This is a genomic window from Streptomyces sp. V3I7 (assembly GCF_030817495.1).
Taxonomy (GTDB): Bacteria; Actinomycetota; Actinomycetes; order Streptomycetales; family Streptomycetaceae; genus Streptomyces.
Window position 1 is genome coordinate 227,693 of the sequence record NZ_JAUSZK010000001.1, and the last position, 25,222, is coordinate 252,914.

The window sequence follows — 25,222 nt, forward strand, 5'->3', positions numbered from 1 at the left end:
ACGCGACAGCCATGAATCAGGACAGCACTTTCCCCGGCGCGCCGGACGTCGTCTCCACGCGCTCCGTCTTCGGCTCCCCGTGCTGGGTGAGCCTCACCAGCCGTGACCTCCAGGCCACGCAGGACTTCTACGGGGCCCTGCTGGGCTGGCAGTGGCGCAACGTGAAGCTCGGCGACCACTTCCGGATCGCGCTGGCGAACGGCGTGCCGGTCGCCGGGATCGCCGCCGTCGCCTCGATGTGGCAGATGGCGGTGGCGTGGACGCCGTACTTCGCCGTGCCGGACGCGGACGTGGCCGCGGCCCGGGCGCGGGAGCGCGGCGGCACGGTGGCCGTGGGTCCGCTGTCCTTCCCGCCGGGCCGGGCTGCGCTGCTCGCCGACCGGGACGGCGCCACGTTCGGGATCTGGGAGGGCAAGCTCGTCTCCAACTGGGAGGCGTGGCGGCAGGCGGCCCCGACGTTCATCCGGCTCCACACCCGCAACGCCTTCGACTCGGCGATCTTCTACGGCGAGATTCTGGAGTGGGCCTCGGGGCTGCCCGGGTGCTGCGAGGTGGAGTACGAGGGCGGTGAGGTCGTGCTGCGCAGCCGGGGCGACGTGGTGGCGCGCATCGATTCGGGGGCCGTGGAGTCGGCCCCCGATCCGTCGGTCCGGCCGCACTGGCAGATCCACTTCGCCGTGGACGACGTGACGGCGTGCGCCCGCACGGCGGAGAAGCGCGGGGGCAGCGTGCTGCGCGAGGACGAGAACGAGGCCATCCTGCGCGATCCGGACGGCGCGCAGTTCACGGTGACCTCGCGCAGCGAACGCTGAACCCCTGTTCGCTACTACCCGTTCCTCTTGCCTCCGCCCCGCGACGGCCGGGACAGCAGCACCAGGCTGCGGGCCTCGACGCGCAGCCGGGTGCCGGCTTTGCGCTCGCGCTCGTCCGGGACGCCCTCGGGGTCCGCGGTGTCGATGAGGGTGGTCCAGCGCTCGCCGTAGGTGTCGTCGGGCAGGCGGAAGTCGACCGGCTCCCAGTAGCTGTTGAGAAGCAGCAGGAAGGAGTCGTCGACGACGCGCCGCCCGTACGGGTCGCGTTCGGCGATGGCGTCGCCGTTGAGGAAGACGCCGACCGAGTGGGCGTCGGCGCGCTGCCAGTCCCGGTCGGTCATCTCGCGCGCGTCGGGCAGCAGCCACACCAGGTCGGGCAGCGGCTGCCCGGCGCTGATGGCGGTCTCGCCGCGGAAGAAGCGGCGCCGGCGCAGTACCGGGTGGGCGGCGCGCAGCCCGATGACGTACCGCGTGAAGTCGGCGAGCGTGCGCTGCTCGTCGGTGAGCCGCCAGTCGACCCAGGACAGTGCGCTGTCCTGGCAGTAGGCGTTGTTGTTGCCGCGCTGGGTGCGTCCGAGTTCGTCGCCGTGGCTGAGCATCGGGATGCCCTGCGACAGCAGCAGGGTGGCGAGGAGGTTGCGCTGCTGGCGGGCGCGCAGCTCCAGGATCGCGGGATCGGCGGTGTCGCCCTCGGCGCCGCAGTTCCAGGACCGGTTGAACCTCTCGCCGTCCCGGTTGCCCTCGCCGTTGGCCTCGTTGTGCTTGTCGTTGTACGACACGAGGTCGCGCAGGGTGAAACCGTCGTGCGCGGTGACGAAGTTGACGCTCGCGCGCGGCCGGCGCCGGCTGTGCTGGTAGAGGTCGGAGGAGCCGGTGAGCCGGGAGGCGAACTCGCCGAGGGAGCCCGGCTCGGCCCGCCAGAAGTCCCGTACGGCGTCGCGGTACTTGCCGTTCCACTCCGACCACAGGGGCGGGAAGTTGCCGACCTGGTAGCCGCCCTCCCCCACGTCCCAGGGTTCGGCGATGAGCTTGACCCGGCTGATCACCGGGTCCTGCTGGATGAGGTCGAAGAACGCCGACAGCCGGTCCACCTCGTGGAACTGCCGGGCGAGCGTGGCCGCGAGGTCGAAGCGGAAGCCGTCGACGTGCATCTCGGTGACCCAGTACCGCAGCGAGTCCATGATGAGCTGGAGCACGTAGGGGTGCCGCATCAGCAGGCTGTTGCCGGTGCCGGTGGTGTCGTAGTAGTGCGCCCAGTCGCCGTCCACCAGGCGGTAGTACGAGGCGTTGTCGATGCCCCGGAAGGACAGCGTGGGGCCGCGTTCGTTGCCCTCGGCCGTGTGGTTGTAGACGACGTCGAGGATCACTTCGAGTCCGGCCGCGTGCAGCGCCTTGACCATCGCCTTGAACTCGTTGACCTGCTCTCCGCGGGTGCCGAACGCGGCGTAGCCGTTGTGCGGGGCGAAGAAGCCGATCGTGTTGTAGCCCCAGTAGTTGGACAGCCCGCGGTCGCGGAGCACGCCGTCCTGCGCGAACTGGTGGACCGGCATCAGCTCGACGGCGGTCACGCCCAGCGTGGTCAGGTGCTCGATGACCGAGGGGTGCGCGAGGGCGGCGTACGTGCCGCGCAGCCGGGGCGGGACGTCTGGATGGGTGCGGGTCAGGCCCCGTACATGGGCCTCGTAGATCACCGAGTCGGAGTACTGCCGCCGCGGCGGGCGGTCCTCGCCCCAGTCGAAGTACGGGTCCGTCACGACGCCGAGCATGGAGTGGCCGGCGCTGTCGGCCGGGGCGGGCCCGCGCGCGGCGCGCTCGTAGAGCGAGGGGTCGTTGTCCATCTGCCCGTCGACGGCCTGCGCGTAGGGGTCCAGGAGCAGCTTCGCCGGATTGCACCGGTGGCCGAGGTCGGGCGCCCAGGGGCCGTGGACGCGGTAGCCGTAGCGCTGGCCGGGCCCGATGCCGGGCAGGTAGCCGTGCCAGACGAAGCCGTCGACCTCGGTGAGCGGGACGCGGACCTCACCGCCGTGGTCGTCGACCAGGATGAGGTCGACGCGTTCGGCGACCTCGCTGAAGAGGGCGAAGTTGGTGCCCTGGCCGTCGAAGGAGGCACCCAACGGGTAGGGGTGCCCGCTCCACGCGGGCACCCCTTTCCGGGACTGTCCTGCCGTCACCGGACGCCCTCCAGGACCAGGTCCGTGGCGGCGGCTCGGGCGGCGGCCGGCAGTTCGCGCGGCACCTGGCGCATATGGCGCAGGCTCGGCCGCGGAACCGTCGGGACCAGCGGGACGCGCTCACCGGAGCGAGCCCGCTGCGAGAACCAGATGATCTTGCCGCCGGTCTCGGTGGCGCAGCATCCCCAGCCGTCGCTCGTCGCCGCGAGGTGGGCCAGGCAGCCGCGCAGGTCCTGGTCGGGCCGCAGGTCGCGGTCGTCGTCGCCGATGGCCGTGATCAGGTGCTGGCCGTTCCACCACATCTCGATCGACATGTGCTTGTCCGAGGCGTGCTCGTCGATGGCGCGCAGCAGCAGTTCGGCGGCGCGGCAGACGGGTTCCACGAGGTTCTCGAGGTCCCAGTAGCGGAGATGGGCAGCCAGGATGCGGCTGACGTGTCCCACCCGTTCCGGGCTGACCTCCACGTCCACGTGGTAGTAGCAGGGCCTTGCGGTCTTCATCGTCGCTTGCTCCTCACCGGTGAAGCTCTCGCTCGTTCTCGCCCCCGCGAACCTTCGACTCCGGTCACGGAGTGTTTCCACCCGATCACTGCGGAGTCAGATCAACAGTGCGGCCGCTACGCCATTCGTGCAACACGAGCACGCCAGTGGGGCGATCGAGGCAGGTGGGACGAGGTAGTTGAGAAGCCAACAAGACGCTGAGTGGTCATACGTGCACCATGAGTGAAAGTGCCTCGATCGCCGCAACGGCTCCGTACCTCCGCGAGCGCGCAGAATCGGCCTGCGCGGAGACCATCCGACCGTCGGGAGGCGCCCCTACTCGACCGCGTCGGAAGGTGAACAGGGCCATGCTGCTACCTGCGAAGGCCGAAGTGGCCCGGCAGTTGCGGCGGTACCGGGCGTGGGAGCGGGCGATGCTCGCCTCCCCGGCGGACCGCACCATACGGGCGACGTTCGAGGACTCGGGCTACACGCTGTGCGTGCTGCTGGGCAAGCGCTGTGCCCGGGAGGCCGCCGACGCCGCGGAGCGCTATCTGCGCAGCGGTCTCGGCGGCTATCTCCAGGAGCACGCGGGCCGGCCCCACGGCAGCCGCGCGGTGCGTCGGGGTCCGCCCGCGAAACCGCGCCCCGTCGCGGAAATGCACTGACGTTTCCCCCAGCAGTCCCCCATCAGTTCCCCCCAACCAATCGAATCCGAGCCGGGCCCCGGGCCCGGCTTCGCGCACGGCGGAGGTGAGACCCATGAGTTCGACTCCGGCCATCGGCCGCGTCCCGGTACGCGATGTCCGTCCGGCCGTGGAATGCGGCAGGCGACCGGCGAAGGCGGTCGCCGGGGAGACGTTCCAGATCTCCGCCACCGTGTTCCGCGAAGGCCATGACGCCGTCGGCGCCAACGTCGTGCTGTACGACCCGCGGCGCCGCCCCGGTCCCTGGACGCCGATGCGGGAACTCGCCCCCGGCTCCGACCGCTGGGGCGCCGACGTCACCCCGGACGCGACGGGCCGCTGGACCTACGTGGTGGAGGCCTGGAGCGACCCGCTGACCACCTGGCGCCGTACGGCCGCCGTCAAGATCCCGGCGGGCATCGACACCGGGCTGGTGCTGGAGGAGGGCGCCGACCTCCTCACCCGCGCGGCCGACGGGGTGCCCGAGGGACCGGAACGCGACCTGGTCCTGACGGCGGCCCTCACCCTGGACGACGACTCCCTCTCCCTCCAGACCCGTCTGGCGGCGGCGCTGGCGCCGGAGGTGGCCGAGATCCTCGGCCGGTATCCGCTGCGTGAACTGGTCACCGCTTCCGATCCGTTGCCGTTGCTGGTGGAGCGGGAGAGGGCCCTGTACGGCTCGTGGTACGAGTTCTTCCCCCGCTCCGAAGGCACGGAAGAGCAGCCGCACGGCACGTTCCGGACGGCGGCCCGCCGCTTGGACGCCATCGCGGACATGGGTTTCGACGTGGTCTACCTCCCGCCGATCCACCCGATCGGGACGACCTTCCGCAAGGGCCGCAACAACACCCTCACGGCCCGTGCGGACGACGTCGGGGTGCCGTGGGCGATCGGCTCCCCGGAGGGCGGTCACGACGCGATCCACCCCGACCTGGGCACGCTCGAGGACTTCGACCACTTCGTGGGCCGGGCGACGGAGTTGGGCATGGAAGTCGCGCTGGACTTCGCGTTGCAGTGCTCCCCTGACCACCCGTGGGTGCACAAGCATCCGGAGTGGTTCCACCATCGCCCGGACGGGACGATCGCGTACGCGGAGAACCCGCCGAAGAAGTACCAGGACATCTATCCGGTCGCGTTCGACGCGGACATGGACGGTCTGGTCGCCGAGACGGTGCGGATCCTGCGGCACTGGATGGCGCACGGCGTGCGGATCTTCCGGGTCGACAACCCGCACACCAAGCCGGTCCTGTTCTGGGAGCGAGTCATCCGGGAGGTCAACCGCACCGATCCGGACGTGATCTTCCTGGCGGAGGCGTTCACCCGCCCGGCGATGATGCACACGCTCGCCCAGATCGGCTTCCAGCAGTCGTACACGTACTTCACCTGGCGCACCAGCAAGCAGGAACTCACCGAATACCTGACGGAGTTGTCGGGGGACGCGGCGGCCTACATGCGGCCGAACTTCTTCGCCAACACCCCCGACATCCTGCACGCCTACCTCCAGGACGGCGGCCGCCCCGCCTTCGAGGTCCGTGCCGTCCTCGCGGCCACCCTCTCCCCCACCTGGGGCATCTACAGCGGCTACGAACTCTGCGAGAACTCCGCACCGCACGAGGGCAGTGAGGAGTACCTGGACTCCGAGAAGTATCAGCTGAAGCCCCGGGACTGGGCCGCCGCCGAGCGCGAGGGCCGCAGCATCGCGCCCCTCGTCACCCGGCTCAACACCATCCGGCGGCAGCACCCCGCCCTGCACCACCTGAGGAACCTGCGCTTCCACTCGACCGACAACGACGCCGTGATCGCGTACAGCAAGCGCACGGGCGACGACACGGTGCTGGTGGTCGCCAACCTCGACCCCCACCACACCCAGGAGGCCACGGTCTCGTTGGACATGCCGCAACTCGGCCTGGACTGGCACGACGCCCTGTCCGTGCACGACGAACTGACGGGTGAGACCTACCACTGGGGCAGGACCGACTACGTGCGCCTCACACCCGGCCGGGCGCCGGCACACGTGCTCCACGTCCAGCGATCGTCCACCCCGCAGAACGGAGGGTCCAGAGCGTCATGACCGTCAACGAGCCCGTCCACGACACCTTCGAGGACACCCCCGCCAGAGACCGGGACCCGGATTGGTTCAAGCGCGCCGTCTTCTACGAGGTCCTGGTGCGCTCCTTCCAGGACAGCAACGGCGACGGCATCGGCGACCTCAAGGGCATCACGGCCAAACTCGACTACCTCCAGTGGCTCGGCGTCGACTGCCTCTGGCTGCCGCCCTTCTTCAAGTCCCCTCTCAAGGACGGCGGTTACGACGTCTCCGACTACACCTCGGTCCTGCCCGAGTTCGGTGACCTGGCCGACTTCGTCGAGTTCGTGGACGCCGCCCACCAGCGCGGCATGCGCGTCATCATCGACTTCGTCATGAACCACACCAGCGACCAGCACCCGTGGTTCCAGGAGTCCCGCAAGAACCCCGACGGCCCCTACGGCGACTACTACATGTGGGCCGACGACGACAAGCAGTACCAGGACGCCCGGATCATCTTCGTCGACACCGAGGCCTCCAACTGGACCTTCGACCCGGTCCGCGGCCAGTACTACTTCCACCGTTTCTTCTCCCACCAGCCGGACCTCAACTACGAGAACCCCGTGGTCCAGGAGGAGATCCTGGCCGCGCTGAAGTTCTGGCTCGACCTCGGCATCGACGGGTTCCGGCTGGACGCCGTCCCCTATCTCTACGCCAAGGACGGCACGAACTGCGAGAACCTGCCCGCCACGCACGACTTCCTGAAGCGGGTCCGCCGGGAGATCGACGCGATGTACCCGGACACGGTCCTCCTGGCGGAGGCGAACCAGTGGCCGGAGGACGTCGTCGACTACTTCGGCGACTACCAGTCCGGCGGCGACGAATGCCACATGGCGTTCCACTTCCCCGTCATGCCGAGGATCTTCATGGCGGTGCGCCGCGAGTCGCGCTACCCGGTCTCCGAGATCCTCGCCAAGACGCCCTCGATCCCGTCGGGCTGCCAGTGGGGCATCTTCCTGCGCAACCACGACGAGCTGACCCTGGAGATGGTCACCGACGAGGAACGCGACTACATGTGGGCCGAGTACGCCAAGGACCCCCGCATGCGCGCCAACATCGGCATCCGCCGCCGCCTCGCACCCCTCCTCGACAACGACCGCAACCAGATCGAGCTGTTCACCGCCCTGCTGCTCTCCCTGCCCGGCTCACCGATCCTCTACTACGGCGACGAGATCGGCATGGGCGACAACATCTGGCTCGGCGACCGCGACGCCGTCCGCACACCCATGCAGTGGACACCCGACCGCAACGCGGGCTTCTCCTCCGGCGACCCCGGGCGGCTCACCCTCCCCACGATCATGGACCCGGTCTACGGCTACCAGGTCACCAACGTCGAGGCGTCGATGTCCTCGCCCTCGTCGCTGCTGCACTGGACGCGCCGCATGATCGAGATCCGCAAGCAGAACCCCGCCTTCGGACTCGGGACGTACACCGAACTGCCCTCGTCCAATCCGGCCGTTCTCGCCTTCCTGCGCGAGTACGAGGACGACCTCGTCCTGTGCGTGCACAACTTCTCCCGCTTCGCCCAGCCCACCGAACTCGATCTGCGGGAGTACGACGGACGGCATCCCGTCGAGCTGATCGGCGGGGTCCGCTTCCCGGCGATCGGTGAACTGCCGTATCTGCTCACCCTCGCGGGCCACGGGTTCTACTGGTTCCGGCTCTCCCGAGTCGCCTCCCGCATCGGCCGACGACGCTGACCACGCGAACGCCGAGGAAAGGACGCGTGACCATGCTGAAGACCGCTTCGCTCCAGCCGGGGGCCATGACCGCCCTCGACCGGCCCATGGCCTCGCTCGCGCCGCTGCTGCGGCAGTGGCTGCCGCGCCAGCGCTGGTTCGCCGGCAAGGACCGGCCGGTCACGGACCTGTCCCTGCTGGCCCTGACCGAGCTGTTCCCAGGCTGTCTGCATCTTCTGGTGCACGCGGGGCACGGGGGCGTTCCCACGCCCGGCAACACTCCCCCGTCGGGCGACTGTTACCAGTTGCTGCTCGGTGTGCGGGACCATCCGGTGCCGCAGCTCGACCGGGCCTTCATCGGCCGGGCCGAGGACGGCCCGCTGGCGGGTCTCGCGGTGTACGACGCCCTGTACGACCCGCGCGCGGCCGAGCTGCTCCTGGAGCGGCTGCGCCGGCCCGGCACGGCGGGCCCGCTGCGCTTCGAGGCCAATCCCGACGTGCGGGTGCCGGAAGGGCTCGCGCCCCGGCTGCTGGACGCCGAGCAGTCCAACTCCTCGCTGGTGTACGGGGACGCGTACATCCTGAAGCTCTTCCGGCGCATCCAGCCCGGGATCAACCCGGACCTGGAGGTGCCGGGGGCGCTGGCCGCGCAGGGATGCGCCCGGGTGCCCGCGCCGATGGCGTGGTTCCGGACGGCCGAGCCGTGGCCGGCCACGCTCGGCGTGCTCCAGCCGTTCCTGCCGGACGCGACCGACGGCTGGACACTGGCCCTGCGCGCGCTCGCGGCGGGGGACGACTTCACGCTGAAGGCGCATGAGCTGGGGCGGGCGACGGCCGAGGTGCATCTGGCGCTGGCCGGCGCCTTCCCCTCCGGGGGCGACGGCGAGAACGGCCGTACGGCGGCGGCGATGACGGCACGGCTGGAGGCCGCCGCGCACTCCGTGCCCGCGCTCGCGCCGTACGTCCCCGGTCTGCGCACCGCGTTCGGCGCGCTCGCCACCTGCGAGGCCGGGCCGCCGGCCCAGCGCATCCACGGCGACCTGCACCTCGGGCAGGTGCTGCGCGCCGACCACTCGTGGTTCGTCATCGACTTCGAGGGCGAGCCGTCCCGTCCGCTCGCCGAGCGGCGCGGCCTGCAGTCACCGGTGCGGGACGTGGCCGGGATGCTGCGGTCCTTCGACTACGCGGCCCGGCAGCGCCGCCCGTGGCGCCCGGAGTGGGCCCGCCGCTGCCGGGACGCCTACTGTGCGGGCTACGCCACCCGGGCCGGGTGGGACCCCCGAAGGACGCACGCCCTGCTGCGTGCGCACGAGACGGACCGCGCGGTGTACGAGGTCCTGTACGAGGCCCGGCACCGCCCCGACTGGCTGCCGGTACCGATGGCCGCGATCGAGCGGCTTGCGATCAAGGGAGGCTGAACGACATGGCACTGCGCGAGACCTCGCTCCCCGAGCCGTCGGGACCACTCCCGCCGGTGGCGGTTCCCCTCGACGCCGCTGAGCGCGAGCGCCTGCTGGCGGGCGCGCATCACGACCCGCACGCCCTCCTCGGTGCCCATCCGGCGCCCGGCGGGACCCTGTTCCGGGTGCTGCGCCCCTTCGCCCGCGCGGTCAGCGTCGTCATAGACGGGACGCGCAACACGCTGCACTCCGAGGGCGACGGCCTCTTCGCCGCCGTGCTGCCCTACGCGGACATCCCCTCGTACACACTGCTGGTGACGTACGAGGGCGGCGAGCACGAGGTGGACGACCCGTACCGCTTCCTGCCCGCGCTCGGCGAGCTCGACCTGCACCTGATCCGCGAGGGGCGCCACGAGCAGCTCTGGAAGGCCCTCGGCGCCGAGCCGATGACGCACCAGGGGGTGGCCGGCACCCGCTTCGCGGTGTGGGCGCCGAACGCCCAGGGCGTGCGGGTGGCCGGTGACTTCACCTTCTGGGACGGCACGCAGTTCCCGATGCGCTCGCTCGGTGCGTCCGGGGTGTGGGAGCTGTTCCTCCCCGGCATCGGCGAGGGCGCCCGGTACAAGTTCGAGATCACCTCCCGCTACGGCGAACGGTTCCTGAAGGCCGACCCGATGGCGCGCCGCGCGGAGGTGCCGCCCGACACGGCCTCGATCGTGACGGCCTCGCACTACGAGTGGGGCGACGAGGACTGGCTGGCGCACCGCGCCGACACACCGGTGCACGAGGCGCCCTTCTCGGTGTACGAGGTCCACCTGCCCTCCTGGCGCCCGGGACTCGACTACCGCCGGCTGGCGGAGGAACTCCCGCGCTACGTCAAGGACCTGGGCTTCACCCACGTCGAGCTGATGCCGGTCTCGCAGCACCCGTTCAGCGGCTCCTGGGGCTACCAGGTCACCGGCTTCTACGCGCCGGCGGCCCGCCTCGGCGGCCCCGACGACTTCAAGTACCTGATCGACGCCCTTCATCAGGCGGGCATCGGCGTCATCATGGACTGGGTCCCGGCCCACTTCCCCAAGGACGACTGGGCGTTGGCCCGCTTCGACGGGGATCCCCTGTACGAGCCCGGGGACTCGCGGCGGGCCGAGCACCCGGACTGGGGGACGTACGAGTTCGACTTCGGCCGTACCGAGGTGCGCAACTTCCTGGTCGCCAACGCGGTGTACTGGTGCGAGGAGTTCCACATCGACGGGCTGCGCGTGGACGCGGTCGCCTCGATGCTCTACCTCGACTACTCGCGTGACTCCGGTCAGTGGACGCCCAACGTGTTCGGCGGACGCGAGGACCTGGACGCGGTGGCGTTCCTGCAGGAGATGAACGCGACCGTCTACCGCCGCTGTCCGGGTGTCGTCACGATCGCCGAGGAGTCGACGGCCTGGGACGGGGTGACGCGGCCGACCGACAGCGGCGGTCTGGGGTTCGGGCTGAAGTGGAACATGGGCTGGATGCACGACTCGCTGGAGTACATCCAGCACGAGCCCGTGCACCGCAAGTACCACCACCACGAGATGACGTTCTCGATGATCTACGCCTACAGCGAGAACTACGTGCTGCCCATCTCCCACGACGAGGTCGTGCACGGCAAGCAGGCCCTGGTGTCGAAGATGCCCGGCGACTGGTGGCAGCGGCGGGCGAACCACCGCGCGTACCTCGGCTTCATGTGGGCCCACCCGGGCAAGCAACTCCTCTTCATGGGGCAGGAGTTCGCGCAGGGCGGCGAGTGGTCGGAGCCGGAGGGCCCGGAATGGTGGCTCCTTGACCCGGACTACGTGGCGCAGGCCGACCACCGCGGTGTGCGGGACCTGGTCCGCGACCTCAACTCCGTGTACCGGCGCACTCCGGCCCTGTGGCAGCGCGACACCGATCCCGGCGGGTTCCAGTGGACGATCGGGGACGCGGCGGATGACAACATCTTCGGCTTCCTGCGCTACGACGCCGAGGGCAGCCCGCTGCTCGCCCTGTCCAACTTCTCGCCGGTCGTCCGCCACGACTACGAGGTCGGCGTGCCCAAGGACGTGGGCGCCTGGCAGGAGATCCTCAACACGGACACCGCCTGCTACGGAGGCGGCGACGTCGCGAACGAGGGGCCGGTCACCTCTCGGGACGGCCGGATCCGGCTCACGCTGCCGCCTCTCGCGACGGTGTGGCTGACCCCGTCATCCTCCCTCTGACGCACACCAGTTCCCCGATCTCTCCACCAACAGCACGCACCTGGGCTACATTCGGCCCCGTCGACAACGGATCCGAGCGGCGGGGTCACCCTCCGTACACCTCAGGAGCAGTGCATGAGCGACGCGGCTCCCGCTCCAGCGGCCGCCCCGGCACTGAGGGGCGGACTGGCCGACAGCGTCTTCGACCGGGCGGAGCAGAACCCCACCCTGCCGGTGCTCTCCTACCGTCCCGACCCCTCCTCCGCCACGTGGGAGGAGGTCACGGCCGTCGAGCTGCGGGACCAAGTGACGGACGTGGCCAAGGGGTTGGTGGCCTCCGGGATCTCGCCCGGCCACCGGGTGGCCGTCATGGCGCGCACCCGGTACGAGTGGACGGTGCTCGCGCACGCGCTGTGGGCGGTGGGCGCGGAGATCGTGCCGATCCACGCGACGTCCTCGCGCGAGCAGGTCGCCTGGATCCTCGGGGACGCCGGCTGCGTGGCCGTGCTGGTGGAGGACGAGCAGGGCGCGATGACGGTGGGGACCGTGTGCACGGGCCTGCCCCGGCTGCGGCACGTGTGGCAGCTGGACGCGGGGGCGCTGGAGCAGTTGACGGAGCGGGGTGCGCTCATCCCGGCCACCACGGTGGACTCCCTGCGCCGGATCGTGCTGCCGGACTCGACGGCGGCCATCGCCTACACCTCGGGGACGTCGGGCCGTGCGATGGGCTGTGCGCTGAGCCACCGGGGCCTGGCGTACCCGTGCGACACGCTGCTCGCGGGCTGGGGGCACACCGCGGCGGCGCCCGGGGAACAGCCGTCGGTCCTGGCCTTCCTGCCGTTCTCGCACGTGTACGGGCTGATGGTCCAGGTGCTGTGCGTGCGCGGCGGCATCCTGCTGGGCCATGAGGCGGAGATGACGCAGGAGGCGCTGGCGTCGGCGCTGCGGACGTTCCGGCCGACGTACTTCTACGGTGTGCCCTCGGTGTTCGAGAAGCTCTACAAGACGTTCCTGCGGACGGCCCAACGGGAGGGCCGCAGCGGGCTGTTCGGGCGGGCGGCGCAGACGGCGCGCGAGTTCGCCGCGGCCACCGAGCGGCAGCGGCTGGGCGCCGGTCCGGGTCCCGGGCTCGACCTGCGCATGCAGCACGCGCTGTACGAGCGGACGGTGTACCGCAAGCTGCGCGCAGCGCTGGGCGGCCGGGTGCTGCGGGGCACGTCCGGCGGCACGTCGCTGAGCCGGGACCTCACCCTCTTCTACGAGGGCATCGGCGTCTACGTCCACGACGGCTACGGCCTGACGGAGACCGCCGGCGGGATCACCATGCAGCCGCTGGGCCGGGAGAAGTCCGGGACCGTGGGGCTGCCGCTGCCGGGCACGCTGATCCAGGTGGCCGACGACGGGGAGATCCTGGTGCGCGGCCCGTCGGTCTTCCAGGGCTACGTGGGTGACGAGGCGGGGACGCGGGCGGCGCTGTTCGGGGACTGGCTGGCCACGGGCGACATCGGGCGGGTGGACTCCGAGGGCTATCTGACGATCACCGGCCGCAAGAAGGACGTCATCGTCACCAGCGGCGGCAAGAGCGTGGCACCGGCCCCGCTGGAGGAGCGGCTGCGGATGCATCCGCTGGTGCACCAGGCGGTGGTCGTCGGCGACGGCCGGCCCTGTGTGGGCGCGCTGATCACGCTCGACCCGGACTTCCTCGCCCACTTTCGGGGCAGCACCTCGTTGCGGGAAGGCGACGCGGCGGGGCGTGATGCGCGGGAGGAGAGCGCGCTGCGGGAGGAGATCGCGCGGGCGGTCGCGTGCGCCAACAGCGCGGTGTCCCGCTCCGAGTCGATCCGGGTCTACCGGGTCCTGCCCGAGCCGTTCGACCCCGCCAACGGGCTGCTGACGCCCTCGATGAAGCTGCGCCGGGAGGCCATCGCCCAGCACTACGCCGCCGAGATCGACGCGATGTACGAGTCCCGGTCCCCGGCGGCCCGCCGCCCGGCGCCCCCGGAACCGGCCGACTGGGACGACACCGACAGCGTGTTCGGGGCGGCGGGGTACGCGTAGCCTGCCCGCCCCAGGGAACCCGCAGCCGTGAGAGAGCTGATCCACGACCTCCACGACCTCACCCCTGCGAGGACACGGAACCGGGACGACACGATGGCGACGGGGCCGCGTTGGCGCGGCAGCACACCGCTTCCGGAGGAGACGTACCGCCGTACGGTCTCCTTCCCGGGCGACGTGTGCGACGTGACGAACGCGCGCCTGTCCGCGCAGGACTTCCTCGGCGGGCTCGCCCGGGTGGCGCCGCCCTCGGCGCCGGACCGCTGGGACGACATCCTGCTGGTCGTCACGGAACTGGCCGCGAACGCCGTGCAGTACGCGCCCGGCCGGTTCGGCCTGACGATGCGCCGCACGTACGACGGAGTGCACGTCACCATGCACGACACGAGCACCGTACGGCCCGAGGCGCGGCCCTTCAGTCCCCGCACCGGCGGCCGCGGCATCGGCTGGCGGCTCGTGCAGACGCTGTGCGACCAGGTCAGCGTCATCGTCACCGCGAACGGCAAGGACATCCATGTGTTCCTGCCCTGGTGAGGGCGGCGGGGCGGCCGCCCACTGGCGCGTCGGACCGGAACACGGTGAGATCGGTGTGGTGCGAAGCGGTGATCCAGGGCAGTCGAACGAGAACGATCCGGGCCGCCCGGAGCCCCAGAACCGCCAGTCGCAGAAAGGACCGAACACCGTGACACGACCCAGGATCCTGGTGGTGGGCGCAGGCTTCGCAGGTGTGGAGTGCGTGCGCCGGCTCGAACGCAGGCTCTCCCCGGACGAGGCCGACGTCACCCTGGTGACCCCGTCCGCCTACCAGCTCTATCTGCCCCTGCTCCCCCAGGTCGCCTCGGGCATGCTGACGCCCCAGTCGATCGCCCTGTCGCTGCGCCGCAGCCGGAAGTACCGCACCCGGATCATCCCGGGCGCGGCGATCGGCGTGGACCTCGAGGCCAAGGTCTGCGTCATCAAGATGATCACCGGTGAGGTCGTCAACGAGTCGTACGACTACATCGTGCTGGCGCCCGGCAGCGTCACCCGCACCTTCGACATCCCCGGGCTGACCGAGCACGCCTTCGGCATGAAGACGCTCGCCGAGGCGGCCTATCTGCGCGATCACGTCATCTCGCAGCTCGACCTCGCCGACGCCAGCAACGACCCGGCGGAGCGCGCGGCCCGTCTGCAGTTCGTGGTGGTCGGCGGCGGGTACGCCGGTACCGAGACCGCCGCGTGCCTGCAGGAGCTGACGCACGAGGCCCTGGAGCGCTACCCGCGGCTGGACCGCAGCCTGATCAAGTGGCATCTGATCGACATCGCGCCGAAGCTGATGCCGGAGCTCGGCGACAAGCTCGGGCACAGCGCGCAGGATGTCCTGCGCCGGCGCGGCATCGAGATCTCGCTGGGGGTGTCCATCGCCAAGGCGGGCCCCACGGAGGTCACCTTCACCGACGGCCGGGTGGTGCCCACCCACACGCTGATCTGGACGGCCGGGGTGGCCGCCAGCCCGCTGATCGGCACGCTGGGCGCGCCGACCGAACGGGGCCGGCTCACGGTCACCCCCGAGATGACCGTGCCGGGCCACGACGGCGTCTTCGCGCTCGGTGACGCGGCCGCCGTCCCGGACCTGGCCAAGGGCGAGAAGGGCGCGGTGTGCCCGCCGACCGCCCAGCACGCGATGCGTCAGGGGAAGGTGGTCGCCGACAACGTCATCGCGACGCTGCGCCACCAGTCGCTGCGCCCGTACGTGCACAGGGACCTGGGGCTGGTCGTCGACCTCGGCGGCAAGGACGCCGTGGCCAGGACGCTGGGCGTCGAACTGCGCGGCGTGCCCGCCCAGGCGGTCGCCCGCGGCTACCACTGGGCCGCGCTGCGCACGAACGTCGCCAAGACCCGCGTCCTGACCAACTGGACGCTGGACGCGGTCGCGGGCGCCGACTTCGTGAGCACCGGCTTCCAGTCGGGCCGCTCCCCGCGGCTGAAGGACTTCGAGCACACCAACGCGTACCTGAGTCCCGAGCAGGTGCGTGAGCAGGTGGCCGCACATCCCGCGGACGGTACCGCGTACTGAGCCAGGGCGCCGCGGGCCCCGGCCACCAGGGGTATGCGGCCCCGTGGCGGCAGTGCCGGGGCGCTGCGGGCGTGCCATGCTGGATGAGATCACGGCGGGACACGGGAGAGAGCACAGCGGCGTGCGGACAGCGGATCGGTCGGTACGGGCGAAACTGTGGGACCGGATCGCGGCCTCCGACCCCGGGTTGCTGCGACTGACCACGGCCCTGCGCATCGTGATGTCCGTGGCCCTGACCCTGGCCGTGCTGGCGTTCCTGCGGGTCGACGTGTCCCATCTGGTCGCCGGGGCGATGACGGCGATGGCGGCCACGTACGGCGTCCGGGACAAGCAGCGGGGCCCGCAGGCGCTGACGCTGGCGCTGGGGCTGCTGGTGGCGCTGGTCTCGGTGTCGCTGGGCGCGCTGCTGAACCCGCTCGTGGTGGTCGGCGACCTGTTCTTCGTCGCGCTGATCTTCGGCGCCGTGTACAGCCGCCGGTTCGGCGAGCGCGGCACGGGGCTCGGGGTGATCGCCTTCCAGCTCTACTTCATCTCCGTGTTCGTGCACGTGACGCCCGAGACGCTGACGGCGATGTACGGCACGATCGTCATCGCGTTCGCGTGCAGCACGGTGGCCCGGTTCGCCCTCGCCCCGCACTCGCCCGAGGGCATCCTCGAGCGGCTGCGGCAGGCCTTCCGGGCGCGGCTCGCCCAGCTCATCGACGCGCAGATCGAGCTGCTCGACGCGGGTCCGGACGACGTGGACGACGTACTGGAGGATCTGCGGGTCAGGACCGCCCGGCTGGACGAGACGGCGCTGATGATCCAGGGACGGCTGGAGGACGGGACCCCGGATCCGGCGGTGGCGCGGCAGTTGCAGCGCCGCATCGCGGACGCGGAGATCGCCGCGGAGCGGCTGGGGCTGCTGCTGCTGACCGCGCGCAGCGCCGAGCAGGCGAAACAGGCGGACACGCTCACCCTGCACCTGCCGGGCGCGCATCTTCCGCCGGGCGCGGAGCTGCCGATGCGCGACGCTCCCACCGCCGCGCTGCGCCGCGATCTGGAGTCGCTGCGGCTGCTGGTGCTGCGGCCGGCCAGGGAGAGCACGGGGATGGCCCTGGCGCACGTGCGCAACCGGCTGCTCGGCTACCGGGAGGACGAGAAGCTGCCGGACGCCTCGCCCGCCGTGCAGGACGTCTTCCGCGGGCTGGGTGAGGCGACGCGCGCCGTCGTGGGTCTGCGGACCGCGCTGGACGGCCCCCAGGACGAGTCCGACGACTCGCCGGCGACGACGCGCTCGCGCGAGGAGCTGGAGGCGGAGGACGCCGTGATCCGGGGCACGGAGGAGGCCACCGAGACGGAGCCCACGGGTCTGCGGCGGGGCACCACGCGTGCGGCGGTGCAGGTGTCCGTCGGGTCGGCGCTCGCCATCGCGGGCGGCGAGCTGCTGTCCGGTCAGCGCTGGTACTGGGCGGTGGTCACCTGCTGGCTCGTGTTCATCAACACCTCGTCCACCGGGGAGATCCTGGTCAAGGGCTACCGCCGGGTGCTGGGCACGGTGCTCGGCGTGGTGGCCGGTGTCGGGCTGGCGGGGCTGGTCGGCCCGCGCTCCTGGACGGCGTTCGTCCTGGTGCTGCTGTTCATCTTCGCCATGTGGTACTTCGCGCCGGTGTCGTACACGCTGATGTCGTTCTTCGTCACGGGCGCGCTGGGCATGCTGTACACGCTGCTGCACACCTACAGCGTGGACGTCCTGGTGCTGCGGATCGAGGAGACGGTGCTGGGTGCGGCGTGCGGGGTCATCGCGGCGGCGTTCGTGCTGCCGGTGCACACGGACTTCCGTACGAACGAGCTGCTCGCCGACGTCCTGGACCGGCTGGCCGACGTCACGCGGGCCGCGGTCGACCAGCTGAGCGGGGGGCCGCCGACGGATCTGCTCGACATGGCCCGCGAGCTGGACCAGGCGCTGGCGGACCTGCGTGAGTCCACGCGCCCGCTGACCCACCCGATCTCGCCGCAGCGCTCCCGCCGCAACACGGCGCGCTATGTGGTGGCGCTGCTGGAGACGTGTGCCTATCACGCGCGCGCCCTCGCGGCCACGGCCGAACTACTGCCGCTGAAGCCCTCGATCGCGGCGGATCCGCGGCTGCGTGAGGTCGGGAGCCGGATCGTGCGGAACATCGAGGCGATCGCCGCGCACGTCACCGACCCGCATGCCAAGACCGAGGTCATGACCGGGCCGTCCATCGCCTCGCTGCTGAAGCCCGGCACTCTGGCCACCCCGCGCTGGGGCCAGGTGACCGACCGCGTCCTGCGGCAGCTGCAGCGGCTGGACGAGGCGGTGCTGGGTCTGGCGCGGCCGCTGCGGGTGCCGGTGAACCGGGGCCAGGACGAACCGGCAGTGAAACCCGTCACGTGAGGGGCTCCCGGGTACACGGAACACCGGAAGGTGGTTTACGGTTCACCAATACGTGGCCTCGGAGTCGACCGTGCGTGTCCTCCCTGAGCCACCGTCTACGGCCCTGGCTGGCCTCCCCCGTCCAGCCAGGGCTTTTTCATGCCCACGCACGTCCTGCTCCAAGGCCTCGGCACCGTCGAGGTGCCCGGGGCGGCCGGAGCGGCTGAAATGGGCGTAGGCACACCACCGCCCTCTCGCCGGCGAGGAGCCCCGCGTCATGACCAAAGCGATAAAACTGCTGACCGCTCTTCCGCAGCCCCAGCGCGAGCGTCTGATGGAGCTGGCGCGGGAGGTGTCCTTCCCGGAGGACACCAGGATCTTCGAGGCGGGCGGCACCGCCGACCGTTTCTGGGTGATCCGGTCCGGCGCGGTCAACCTCGACCAGCAGGTCACCAGCCAGCAGCGGGTCACGGTCGCCAGCCTCGGCGCCGGGGACCTGCTCGGCTGGTCATGGCTCTTCCCGCCGTACAGCTGGGACTTCGGCGCGGTGGCCTTCAGCCAGGTGCGTGCCTACGAGTACGACGCGGCGGCGGTCCTCGGCCTGTGCGTGGAGGACCCCCTGCTCGGGCTGTCCGTGGTCCGCACCGTCGCCGAGATCCTCGCCAACCGCCTGGAGATGACCCGGGGCAAGCTGCTGGAGCAGTACTCCTCGGGGCGGCGCAGTCCGTTGTAGGGAGCGCCGCCCTTCGGCGCCGGGTCAGATCCGGTAGCGCCGCAGTGCCGGGACCGTCGCCGCGAGGATCAGAGTCACAGGCACGACGAGCAGGCCGCCGCCCGCCACGGCGGCCCTGGGGCCGAAGGCGGCGCCGGCGGTGCCATGGGCGATGTCGGCGAGGCGAGGGCCGCCCACGACGACGACCGTCATGACGCCCTGCATGTAGGTCTCGGCCGCCATCTGCGGGAACAGGGCGCGGGGCGTTGCGGGCGGGGCGTCGGTTCCGGCTCGATGGGCGTTCACTGTCCCGGCGACTCCTGTGAGGGACCCGCGGGTTGTCGGAGGTCTCCGGTCAACTGCCGCTCCGCACTGTCCAGGAGCATGTCCAGGGCGGTCGGGTAGGCGCTGTCGAGCATGAGGGTGGTCAGCAGGGGGGCCGCCTCGGCGATGCGGGGGTGCGTGCTGCGGGGCAGGCGGGCGTAGGTCGAACGCCACTGCGCCTCGTCGGCTCGCCGGGAGGCCCGCGGCAGGGTCAGGGAGGCGGCGTCGAGGGCGGCGAAGCCGAGCGTCTGGTCGATGAAGGCGTGGTAGACGCGCACGGTGTCCGGCAGCGAGAAGCCGGCGGTGCGCAGCACGTCCAGCACGGCCTCGTCGGCGGCGAGTTCGTGCGCGCGCCCGGTCACCCGGCTCACGGTCAGCACCGCCGCCTGGGGGTGTTCCACGTAGGCGCCGTAGATCCGCAGCCCGATGGCCCGCAGGTCGGCGCGCCACTCCCCCGTCGGCTCCCATCCGTCGAGCGCCTGCCCGATGAGCGCGTCGCCGATCGCCAGGGTGAGGTCGTCCATGCCGCGGAAGTACCGGTACAGGGTGCTGGGGTCGCAGTCGAGGGCCAGTCCGAGGCGGCGCGCGGTGAGCCCGGCGCTGCCGTGTTCGCGCAGCATGCGCAGCGCGGTCTCGACGATGAGCGGCTCGGACAGCACGGTGCCGCTCTTGGTGGGACGCCTGCGCCGCCGCCTCTCCTCGGGCACCACCTGCTTCGGCACGACGTCTCCCTCCGGTTGGACCCGCCCCTTATGCCAACGCCATTGACCTTACGCGGCGCCGCGCCGTTGTATTGCCTGCCTGGGCGCGCCCTGTCCTCGATTTCGACGATTTCGACGATTCCGATGAGTTCGATGAGTTCGATGAGTTCGATGAGTTCGACTAGGGAGATACGTCATGCGTGTGCTGCTCGTCGGAGCGGGCGGTGTCGGTACCGCCATCACCCGGATCGCGGCCCGGCGTTCGTTCTTCGACCTGATGGTGGTCGCCGACTACGACGTCGCGCGGGCCGAGGCCGCGGTGGCGGCCCTCGGCCCGGACGAGACCCGGCTACGCGCCGAGCGCGTGGACGCGGGCGACGAGGCCGCGGTGGCCGCCCTGCTGGCCCGCCACGGCTGCGACGTCCTGCTCAACGCCACCGACCCGCGCTTCGTGATGCCGCTGTTCCGCGCGGCCCGCACCGCCGGCGCCACCTACCTCGACATGGCGATGTCCCTGTCGCGCCCGCACCCCGGGCGCCCCTACGAGGAGTGCGGGCTCAAGCTGGGCGACGAGCAGTTCGCCCAGGCCGCCGAGTGGGAACGGGCGGGCGCGCTCGCGCTCGTCGGCATGGGCGTGGAGCCCGGTCTGTCGGACGTGTTCGCCCGGTACGCCGCCGACGACCTCTTCGACGAGATCGAGGAGATCGGCATCCGCGACGGCGCGAACCTCACCGTCGACGGCTACGGCTTCGCCCCCTCGTTCAGCATCTGGACCACCATCGAGGAGTGCCTGAACCCGCCGGTCGTCTACGAGGCGGACCGCGGCTGGTTCACCACGGCGCCGTTCAGCGAGCCGGAGGTGTTCGACTTCCCCGAGGGGATCGGGCCGGTGGAGTGCGTGAACGTCGAGCACGAGGAGGTGCTGCTGGTCCCGCGCTGGGTGGACGCGAAGCGGGTCACCTTCAAGTACGGGCTGGGCTCGGAGTTCATCGACAAGCTGCGGACCCTGCACGAGCTGGGTCTGGACGGCACCGCACCGGTGAGCGTGCCCGGCACCGGCGGGACGGTGCAGGTGTCCCCGCGGGACGTCGTCGCCGCGTGTCTGCCGGACCCGGCGACGCTGGGCGAGCGCATGCACGGCAAGACCTGCGCGGGCACCTGGGTGCGCGGCACCAAGGACGGCGCGCCGCGCGAGGTGTACCTGTACCACGTGGTCGACAACCGGTGGTCCATGGCGGAGTACGGCAGCCAGGCCGTGGTGTGGCAGACGGCGGTCAACCCGGTCGTCGCGCTCGAACTCCTGGCCACCGGCGCCTGGTCGGGCGCGGGCGTGCTCGGCCCGGAGGCATTCCCGGCCCGCCCGTTCCTGGACCTGCTGAGCGAGTACGGCTCGCCCTGGGGCCTGCGCGAGCAGTGAACTCCCGCACCCTGACCGGGCTGTGCCGTTTCAGCCGCGTCCGACCGGTGACCCGTACCCGGACACAGGCGCACGACGACACAGCCGAGGGGTGACAACACACGTGAATACGACGGTCGATTGGCGGCAGCAGGCGCGCTGCCGCCACGAGGATCCGGACCTCTTCTTCCCGATCGGCGGCGCCGGCCCGTCGCTGTCGCAGATCCGGCAGGCGAAGTCGGTCTGCCGCCGCTGCCCCGTCCGGGAGCCGTGCCTGCGCTGGGCGCTGGAGATCGGCCAGACGTCGGGCATCTGGGGTGGTGCCACCGAGCACGAACGACGCGCGATGGCCCGGCGCACGCCCGCGCGCTCGTCACGGCAGTAGGCTCACGGGACCGGCCGCGGCCCACGTGCGGGAGCGGCACCGTCCGCGACCCGAGAGGGACCCCGCCCGTGAGCGTCCGCCTGCGCCGGATCTACGACACCCCCGAACCGGACGACGGACTGCGCGTCCTGGTCGACCGGCTCTGGCCGCGCGGCGTGTCCAAGGAGGAGGCGCACCTGGACGAGTGGCCCAAGGGCCTCACCCCGTCCACCGAACTGCGCCGCTGGTACCACGAGGGCGACGCGTCGTTCGACGAGTTCCGCCGCCGCTACGAGGCGGAACTCGCCGAGCCCGAAGCCGCCCAACTCGTGGCCGCACTCCGGGAGTCGGCCCGCAAGGGACCGGTCACGCTCCTCACCGCCTCCAGACATACGGAGCAGAGCCACGCCTCGGTACTGGCGGCACAACTGCGGCACTGAGTCAGCCGGTCTGCCGGGCCGCCGCCCGCCCGGCCGCCCGCCCGGAGAACAGACAGCCGCCGAGGAAGGTGCCCTCCAGAGCGTTGTAGCCGTGGACGCCTCCGCCGCCGAAGCCGGCGACCTCGCCCGCCGCGTACAGGCCGCCGATGGGCCGGCCGTCGGTGCCGAGGGCGCGGGAGTCCAGGTCGGTCTGGATGCCGCCGAGGGTCTTGCGGGTGAGGATGTGCAGCTTGACGCCGATCAGCGGTCCGGCGGCCGGGTCGAGGAGGCGGTGCGCAGTGGCGACCCTGCCGAGGCGGTCACCGAGGTAGCGGCGGGCGTTGCGGATGCCCTGGACCTGGGAGTCCTTGCTGTAGGGGTTGGCCATCTGGAGGTCACGGGCCTCTATCTGGCGGCGTACGCCGGGCGCGTCCAACAAGGGCTTGTCCGTGAGCCGGTTCATCTTCTCGACCAGCGCTTCGAGGGTGCCCGCGGTCACGAAGTCGGCGCCCTTGTCGAGGAAGGCCTGCACCGGGCCGGGGGCGCCCTTGCCGAGGACACGGTCGCGCAGCACGGCCTTTCGGTCCTTGGCGGTGATGTCGGGGTTCTGCTCGGACCCCGACAGCGCGAACTCCTTCTCGATGATCTTCCGGGTGAGGACGAACCAGGAGTGGTCGTGCCCCGCGAGGTCCTCGGCGGTGCGCAGATGCCGGAGCGTGCTCAGGGTGTCGTAGCCGGGCAGGCAGGGGTCGGGCAGTCGGCGGCCGAGGGCGTCGAGCCAGATCGAGGAGGGGCCGGGCAGGATGCGGATGCCGTGGCCGGGCCAGATGGGGTCCCAGTTCCGCACGCCCTCGGTGTAGTGCCACATACGGTCCCGGTTGACCAGCCGTACGCCCGCCTCGGCGCTGATGTCGAGCATCCGGCCGTCGACGTACGCCGGGACGCCGGTGATCATCTCGGCGGGCGGGGTGCCCATGCGCTCGGGCCAGTAGCGGCGGACGATGTCGTGGTTGCCGCCGATGCCGCCGCTGGTGACGATCACGGCCTGGGCGGTGAGTTCGAAGTCGCCGATGCGATCGCGGTTGGTGCGCACGCCGCGCGGTGCGTCGTCGGCGGCGAGGACGGTGCCGCGCACACCGCGCATCTCGCCGTTCTCGACGACCAGTTCGTCCACCTGGTGGCGGTGGTGGAAGGTCAACAGGCCGTCGCGCTGAGCCTGCCGGGCGTAACGCGCGAACGGTTCGACGACGCCGGTGCCGGTACCCCAGGCGATGTGGAAGCGGGGTACGGAGTTGCCGTGCCCGTCGGCGCGCAGGTCGCCGCGTTCGGCCCAACCGACCGTGGGCAGCAGGGAGATGCCGTGGCCCTCCAGCCAGGACTGCTTCTCCCCTGCCGCGAACTCGACGTAGGCGCGGGCCCAGCGCACCGCCCAGGAGTCCTCGTCCTCGGTGCGGTCGAACCGCGCGCTGCCCTGCCAGTCGTTCCAGGCGAGGTCGAAGGAGTCCTTGACGCCCATGCGGCGCTGCTGGGGCGAGTCGACCAGGAAGAGACCGCCCAGGGACCAGAACGCCTGCCCGCCGAGGTTGGCCGCGTTCTCCTGGTCGACCAGGGCGACGCGCCGTCCCCGGCTGGTGAGTTCGTGCGCCGCGACCAGACCGGCGAGGCCCGCTCCGACGACTATGACGTCCGCGTCCATGGCGACCGTGTCCCTTCCCTCAGGCTGGTGGTGGGGTGGCTCGTGGGGTGGCTCGTACGGGGGTGCCGCTGCCGTCGGTCAGCAGGGCGGTGAGCAGCTGCTTGAGCCAGGCCCGCGCGTGCTCCACGTCCCGGTCCAGCAGGAGTTGGGTGGTCACCCCGTCGTAGGCGGCGACGACGGCGTGGGCGGCGGCCTCGGAATCGCCCAGGACGGCGGGGAGTTCGGCCCGGCAGAGGCGCTCGGCGACGGCGCCGCGCAGGCGCGCCCGGTGGTCGAGCAGGGCCTCGGCGACGTGCGGGGCGCGGGCGGCGTGGACCAGGAAGTCGGTCTTCACCAGCAGCCAGTCCACGTCGAGGAGCAGTACCTCGGTGACGCGGTCCACGGAGGCGGTGACGTCGAGGGCGGGGCCGTCGTGGGCGAGCGCGTTTGCCACCTGGGCGGCGATGAGGTCGGCCCGCTCCCGGTACAGGGCGAAGAACAGCTCGTCCAGGGTGGCGAAGTTCGAGTAGAAGGCGCCCCTGCTGAAGCCGGCGGCCTCGCAGACCTCCTCGATCGAGACGCGCCCGAAACCCTTGGCGGCGAACACGGTGAACGCGGCGTCCAGCAGCTTCGCCCGGGTCCGGACCCGGCGTCTGGTGACGCGCTTGACCGGCTGCTCCACGCCGCCCCCCGTTCCCTTGACCGCCCGTTCGATACGCGAATGTATCCGATGCGTTCGTGTACCGAAAGGGCGCGGAGCGAGGAGTTCCAGGTGTCGCACGGTGTGGGATCAGAGGATGCCGAGCTCCGTGAGGTCGTCGCGGACACGCGCGGGTTCCTCGTCGAGGGGGAGGTTGGTGGCGTCCCGGACGGCGTCGAGGGCGCCGGGGGCGTCCGGCTGGGCCTCGACGAACAGGGCGCCGAAGTCGGTGGTGGCGGGGCCGGGGCCGGAGAAGACCTCGAAGGTCTTGCCGGTCGCGTTGGTGTCGAGCAGGGCCTGGACGAGCAGGGAGGCGACGGCGGCGCGGCTGGCGTTGTCCTCGCTCGTGTCACCCTGCTCGATGCGCAGATGGTCGCCCTTGGCCCCGGCGTCCAGCCAGCCGGGCCGCACGATCGTGTAGGGGGCGCCGCTGAGCCGTACGACGCGCTCCGAACGGCGCTTCCAGTCCAGGGCCTGGCCGACCTCGTTGAAGGGGTGGTCGCGGCGTGTGACGAAGATCGTCGTCTGGAGGGCGATCCGGGGGCGTCGGTCGCCGAGCGCGCGCAGCACGTTGACGACGCCGCCGTAGTCGACGCGCTCGTACGAGTCGGAGCGGGGGTCGTCGCCCGAGCCGTGCACGAAGATCACCGCGTCCACGTCGCGCACGGCGTCCGTGAGGGAGTCCGGCTCGGTCAGGTCACCGACGACGATCTCGGTGGCGTTCGGCAGGCCGCTCGCGTGGGAGGCGTCCCGGACGAGCGCCACCGGTGTGAGCCCGTGGTGGACGGCCTCCACGACGACATGCCGGCCGGTGCGACCGGTGGCGCCGACGACGAGAACCCGGTCGATGACGGCCATGGACCCCACTCCCTTCCTCCACGGGACACGTACGTCCTCCACGGGGGCACGTACGTCCTCCA

20 protein-coding genes and 1 pseudogene are annotated in these 25,222 nt (G+C 71.4%); 14 read left to right on the forward strand and 7 right to left on the reverse strand.

Translation table 11 applies throughout. The annotated features are described in order from the left end of the window. Positions 1-11 precede the first annotated feature (11 nt). On the forward strand, positions 12-812 hold the full coding sequence (locus QFZ74_RS01070; protein WP_307618883.1) for a VOC family protein: 801 nt from the start codon (positions 12-14) through the stop codon (positions 810-812). Between the two features lie 14 nt (positions 813-826). On the opposite strand, the gene glgX is transcribed toward QFZ74_RS01070, so the two are convergent. Both glgX and QFZ74_RS01080 read right to left on the reverse strand, forming a co-directional pair. Then, positions 827-2,956 (reverse strand): glycogen debranching protein GlgX, encoded by a 2,130-nt coding sequence (gene glgX / locus QFZ74_RS01075; RefSeq protein ID WP_307624002.1) that lies wholly within the window; start codon positions 2,954-2,956, stop codon positions 827-829. 23 nt (positions 2,957-2,979) lie between these two features. After that, the gene (locus tag QFZ74_RS01080) at positions 2,980-3,483 is read right to left on the reverse strand and encodes a pep a2 (RefSeq protein WP_307618884.1); all 504 of its coding nucleotides are present in this window, start codon (positions 3,481-3,483) and stop codon (positions 2,980-2,982) included. 347 nt (positions 3,484-3,830) lie between these two features. Here QFZ74_RS01080 and QFZ74_RS01085 point away from each other — a divergent pair, with 347 nt between their 5' ends. From QFZ74_RS01085 to QFZ74_RS01130, 10 genes are all read left to right on the forward strand, one after another. Further along, positions 3,831-4,130: a DUF5133 domain-containing protein gene (locus tag QFZ74_RS01085; RefSeq protein ID WP_307618885.1), complete on the forward strand. Its 300-nt coding sequence runs from the start codon at positions 3,831-3,833 to the stop codon at positions 4,128-4,130. A 94-nt stretch (positions 4,131-4,224) separates the two neighbouring features. Beyond that, positions 4,225-6,219 (forward strand): alpha-1,4-glucan--maltose-1-phosphate maltosyltransferase, encoded by a 1,995-nt coding sequence (locus QFZ74_RS01090; protein WP_307618886.1) that lies wholly within the window; start codon positions 4,225-4,227, stop codon positions 6,217-6,219. Next, the gene (gene treS / locus QFZ74_RS01095; RefSeq protein WP_307618887.1) at positions 6,216-7,934 is read left to right on the forward strand and encodes a maltose alpha-D-glucosyltransferase; all 1,719 of its coding nucleotides are present in this window, start codon (positions 6,216-6,218) and stop codon (positions 7,932-7,934) included. The genes QFZ74_RS01090 and treS overlap by 4 nt, the downstream gene beginning before the upstream one ends. A gap of 32 nt (positions 7,935-7,966) precedes the next feature. Then, positions 7,967-9,331 carry a maltokinase gene (locus tag QFZ74_RS01100; RefSeq protein WP_307618888.1) on the forward strand — a complete coding sequence of 455 codons (1,365 nt, stop codon included), beginning with the start codon at positions 7,967-7,969 and terminating at the stop codon, positions 9,329-9,331. Between the two features lie 5 nt (positions 9,332-9,336). Continuing rightward, on the forward strand, positions 9,337-11,544 hold the full coding sequence (gene glgB / locus QFZ74_RS01105; protein WP_307618889.1) for a 1,4-alpha-glucan branching enzyme: 2,208 nt from the start codon (positions 9,337-9,339) through the stop codon (positions 11,542-11,544). Positions 11,545-11,658: 114 nt separating this feature from the next. Next, positions 11,659-13,581, forward strand: coding sequence for a long-chain fatty acid--CoA ligase (locus QFZ74_RS01110; RefSeq protein ID WP_307618890.1), 1,923 nt, complete (start codon positions 11,659-11,661; stop codon positions 13,579-13,581). Between the two features lie 93 nt (positions 13,582-13,674). Further along, entirely contained in the window at positions 13,675-14,112 is a 438-nt protein-coding gene (locus QFZ74_RS01115; RefSeq protein ID WP_307624003.1) for an ATP-binding protein, read from the forward strand. Positions 14,113-14,260: 148 nt separating this feature from the next. Continuing rightward, positions 14,261-15,634, forward strand: a complete 1,374-nt coding sequence (locus tag QFZ74_RS01120; RefSeq protein WP_307618891.1) for an NAD(P)/FAD-dependent oxidoreductase — start codon at positions 14,261-14,263, stop codon at positions 15,632-15,634. A gap of 76 nt (positions 15,635-15,710) precedes the next feature. After that, positions 15,711-18,032 (forward strand): FUSC family protein, encoded by a 2,322-nt coding sequence (locus tag QFZ74_RS01125; protein WP_373462333.1) that lies wholly within the window; start codon positions 15,711-15,713, stop codon positions 18,030-18,032. A gap of 256 nt (positions 18,033-18,288) precedes the next feature. After that, positions 18,289-18,744: a cyclic nucleotide-binding domain-containing protein gene (locus QFZ74_RS01130; protein ID WP_307618893.1), complete on the forward strand. Its 456-nt coding sequence runs from the start codon at positions 18,289-18,291 to the stop codon at positions 18,742-18,744. A 24-nt stretch (positions 18,745-18,768) separates the two neighbouring features. Here the strand turns inward: QFZ74_RS01130 and QFZ74_RS01135 are convergent. Both QFZ74_RS01135 and QFZ74_RS01140 read right to left on the reverse strand, forming a co-directional pair. Then, positions 18,769-18,948 (reverse strand): annotated as a pseudogene (locus QFZ74_RS01135) (MFS transporter); the annotation flags it as partial. Between the two features lie 77 nt (positions 18,949-19,025). Further along, positions 19,026-19,769 (reverse strand): TetR/AcrR family transcriptional regulator, encoded by a 744-nt coding sequence (locus QFZ74_RS01140; RefSeq protein WP_307618894.1) that lies wholly within the window; start codon positions 19,767-19,769, stop codon positions 19,026-19,028. Positions 19,770-19,944: 175 nt separating this feature from the next. Here QFZ74_RS01140 and QFZ74_RS01145 point away from each other — a divergent pair, with 175 nt between their 5' ends. From QFZ74_RS01145 to QFZ74_RS01155, 3 genes are all read left to right on the forward strand, one after another. After that, positions 19,945-21,165: a saccharopine dehydrogenase family protein gene (locus QFZ74_RS01145; protein ID WP_307618895.1), complete on the forward strand. Its 1,221-nt coding sequence runs from the start codon at positions 19,945-19,947 to the stop codon at positions 21,163-21,165. 103 nt (positions 21,166-21,268) lie between these two features. Next, complete coding sequence (locus tag QFZ74_RS01150; protein ID WP_307618896.1) at positions 21,269-21,529, forward strand: WhiB family transcriptional regulator; 261 nt, start codon at positions 21,269-21,271, stop codon at positions 21,527-21,529. Between the two features lie 68 nt (positions 21,530-21,597). After that, positions 21,598-21,948 carry a DUF488 domain-containing protein gene (locus tag QFZ74_RS01155; protein WP_307618897.1) on the forward strand — a complete coding sequence of 117 codons (351 nt, stop codon included), beginning with the start codon at positions 21,598-21,600 and terminating at the stop codon, positions 21,946-21,948. 1 nt (position 21,949) lies between these two features. On the opposite strand, the gene QFZ74_RS01160 is transcribed toward QFZ74_RS01155, so the two are convergent. The 3 genes from QFZ74_RS01160 to QFZ74_RS01170 all read right to left on the reverse strand — a co-directional run bounded on the left by QFZ74_RS01160 (position 21,950) and on the right by QFZ74_RS01170 (position 25,160). Further along, a complete protein-coding gene (locus QFZ74_RS01160; RefSeq protein ID WP_307618898.1) occupies positions 21,950-23,623 on the reverse strand; it encodes an FAD-binding dehydrogenase in 1,674 nt (557 codons plus the stop codon). A 19-nt stretch (positions 23,624-23,642) separates the two neighbouring features. Beyond that, on the reverse strand, positions 23,643-24,284 hold the full coding sequence (locus QFZ74_RS01165) for a TetR/AcrR family transcriptional regulator (protein ID WP_307618899.1): 642 nt from the start codon (positions 24,282-24,284) through the stop codon (positions 23,643-23,645). Positions 24,285-24,392: 108 nt separating this feature from the next. After that, entirely contained in the window at positions 24,393-25,160 is a 768-nt protein-coding gene (locus QFZ74_RS01170) for an SDR family oxidoreductase (protein WP_307618900.1), read from the reverse strand. Between the last annotated feature and the right edge of the window lie 62 nt (positions 25,161-25,222).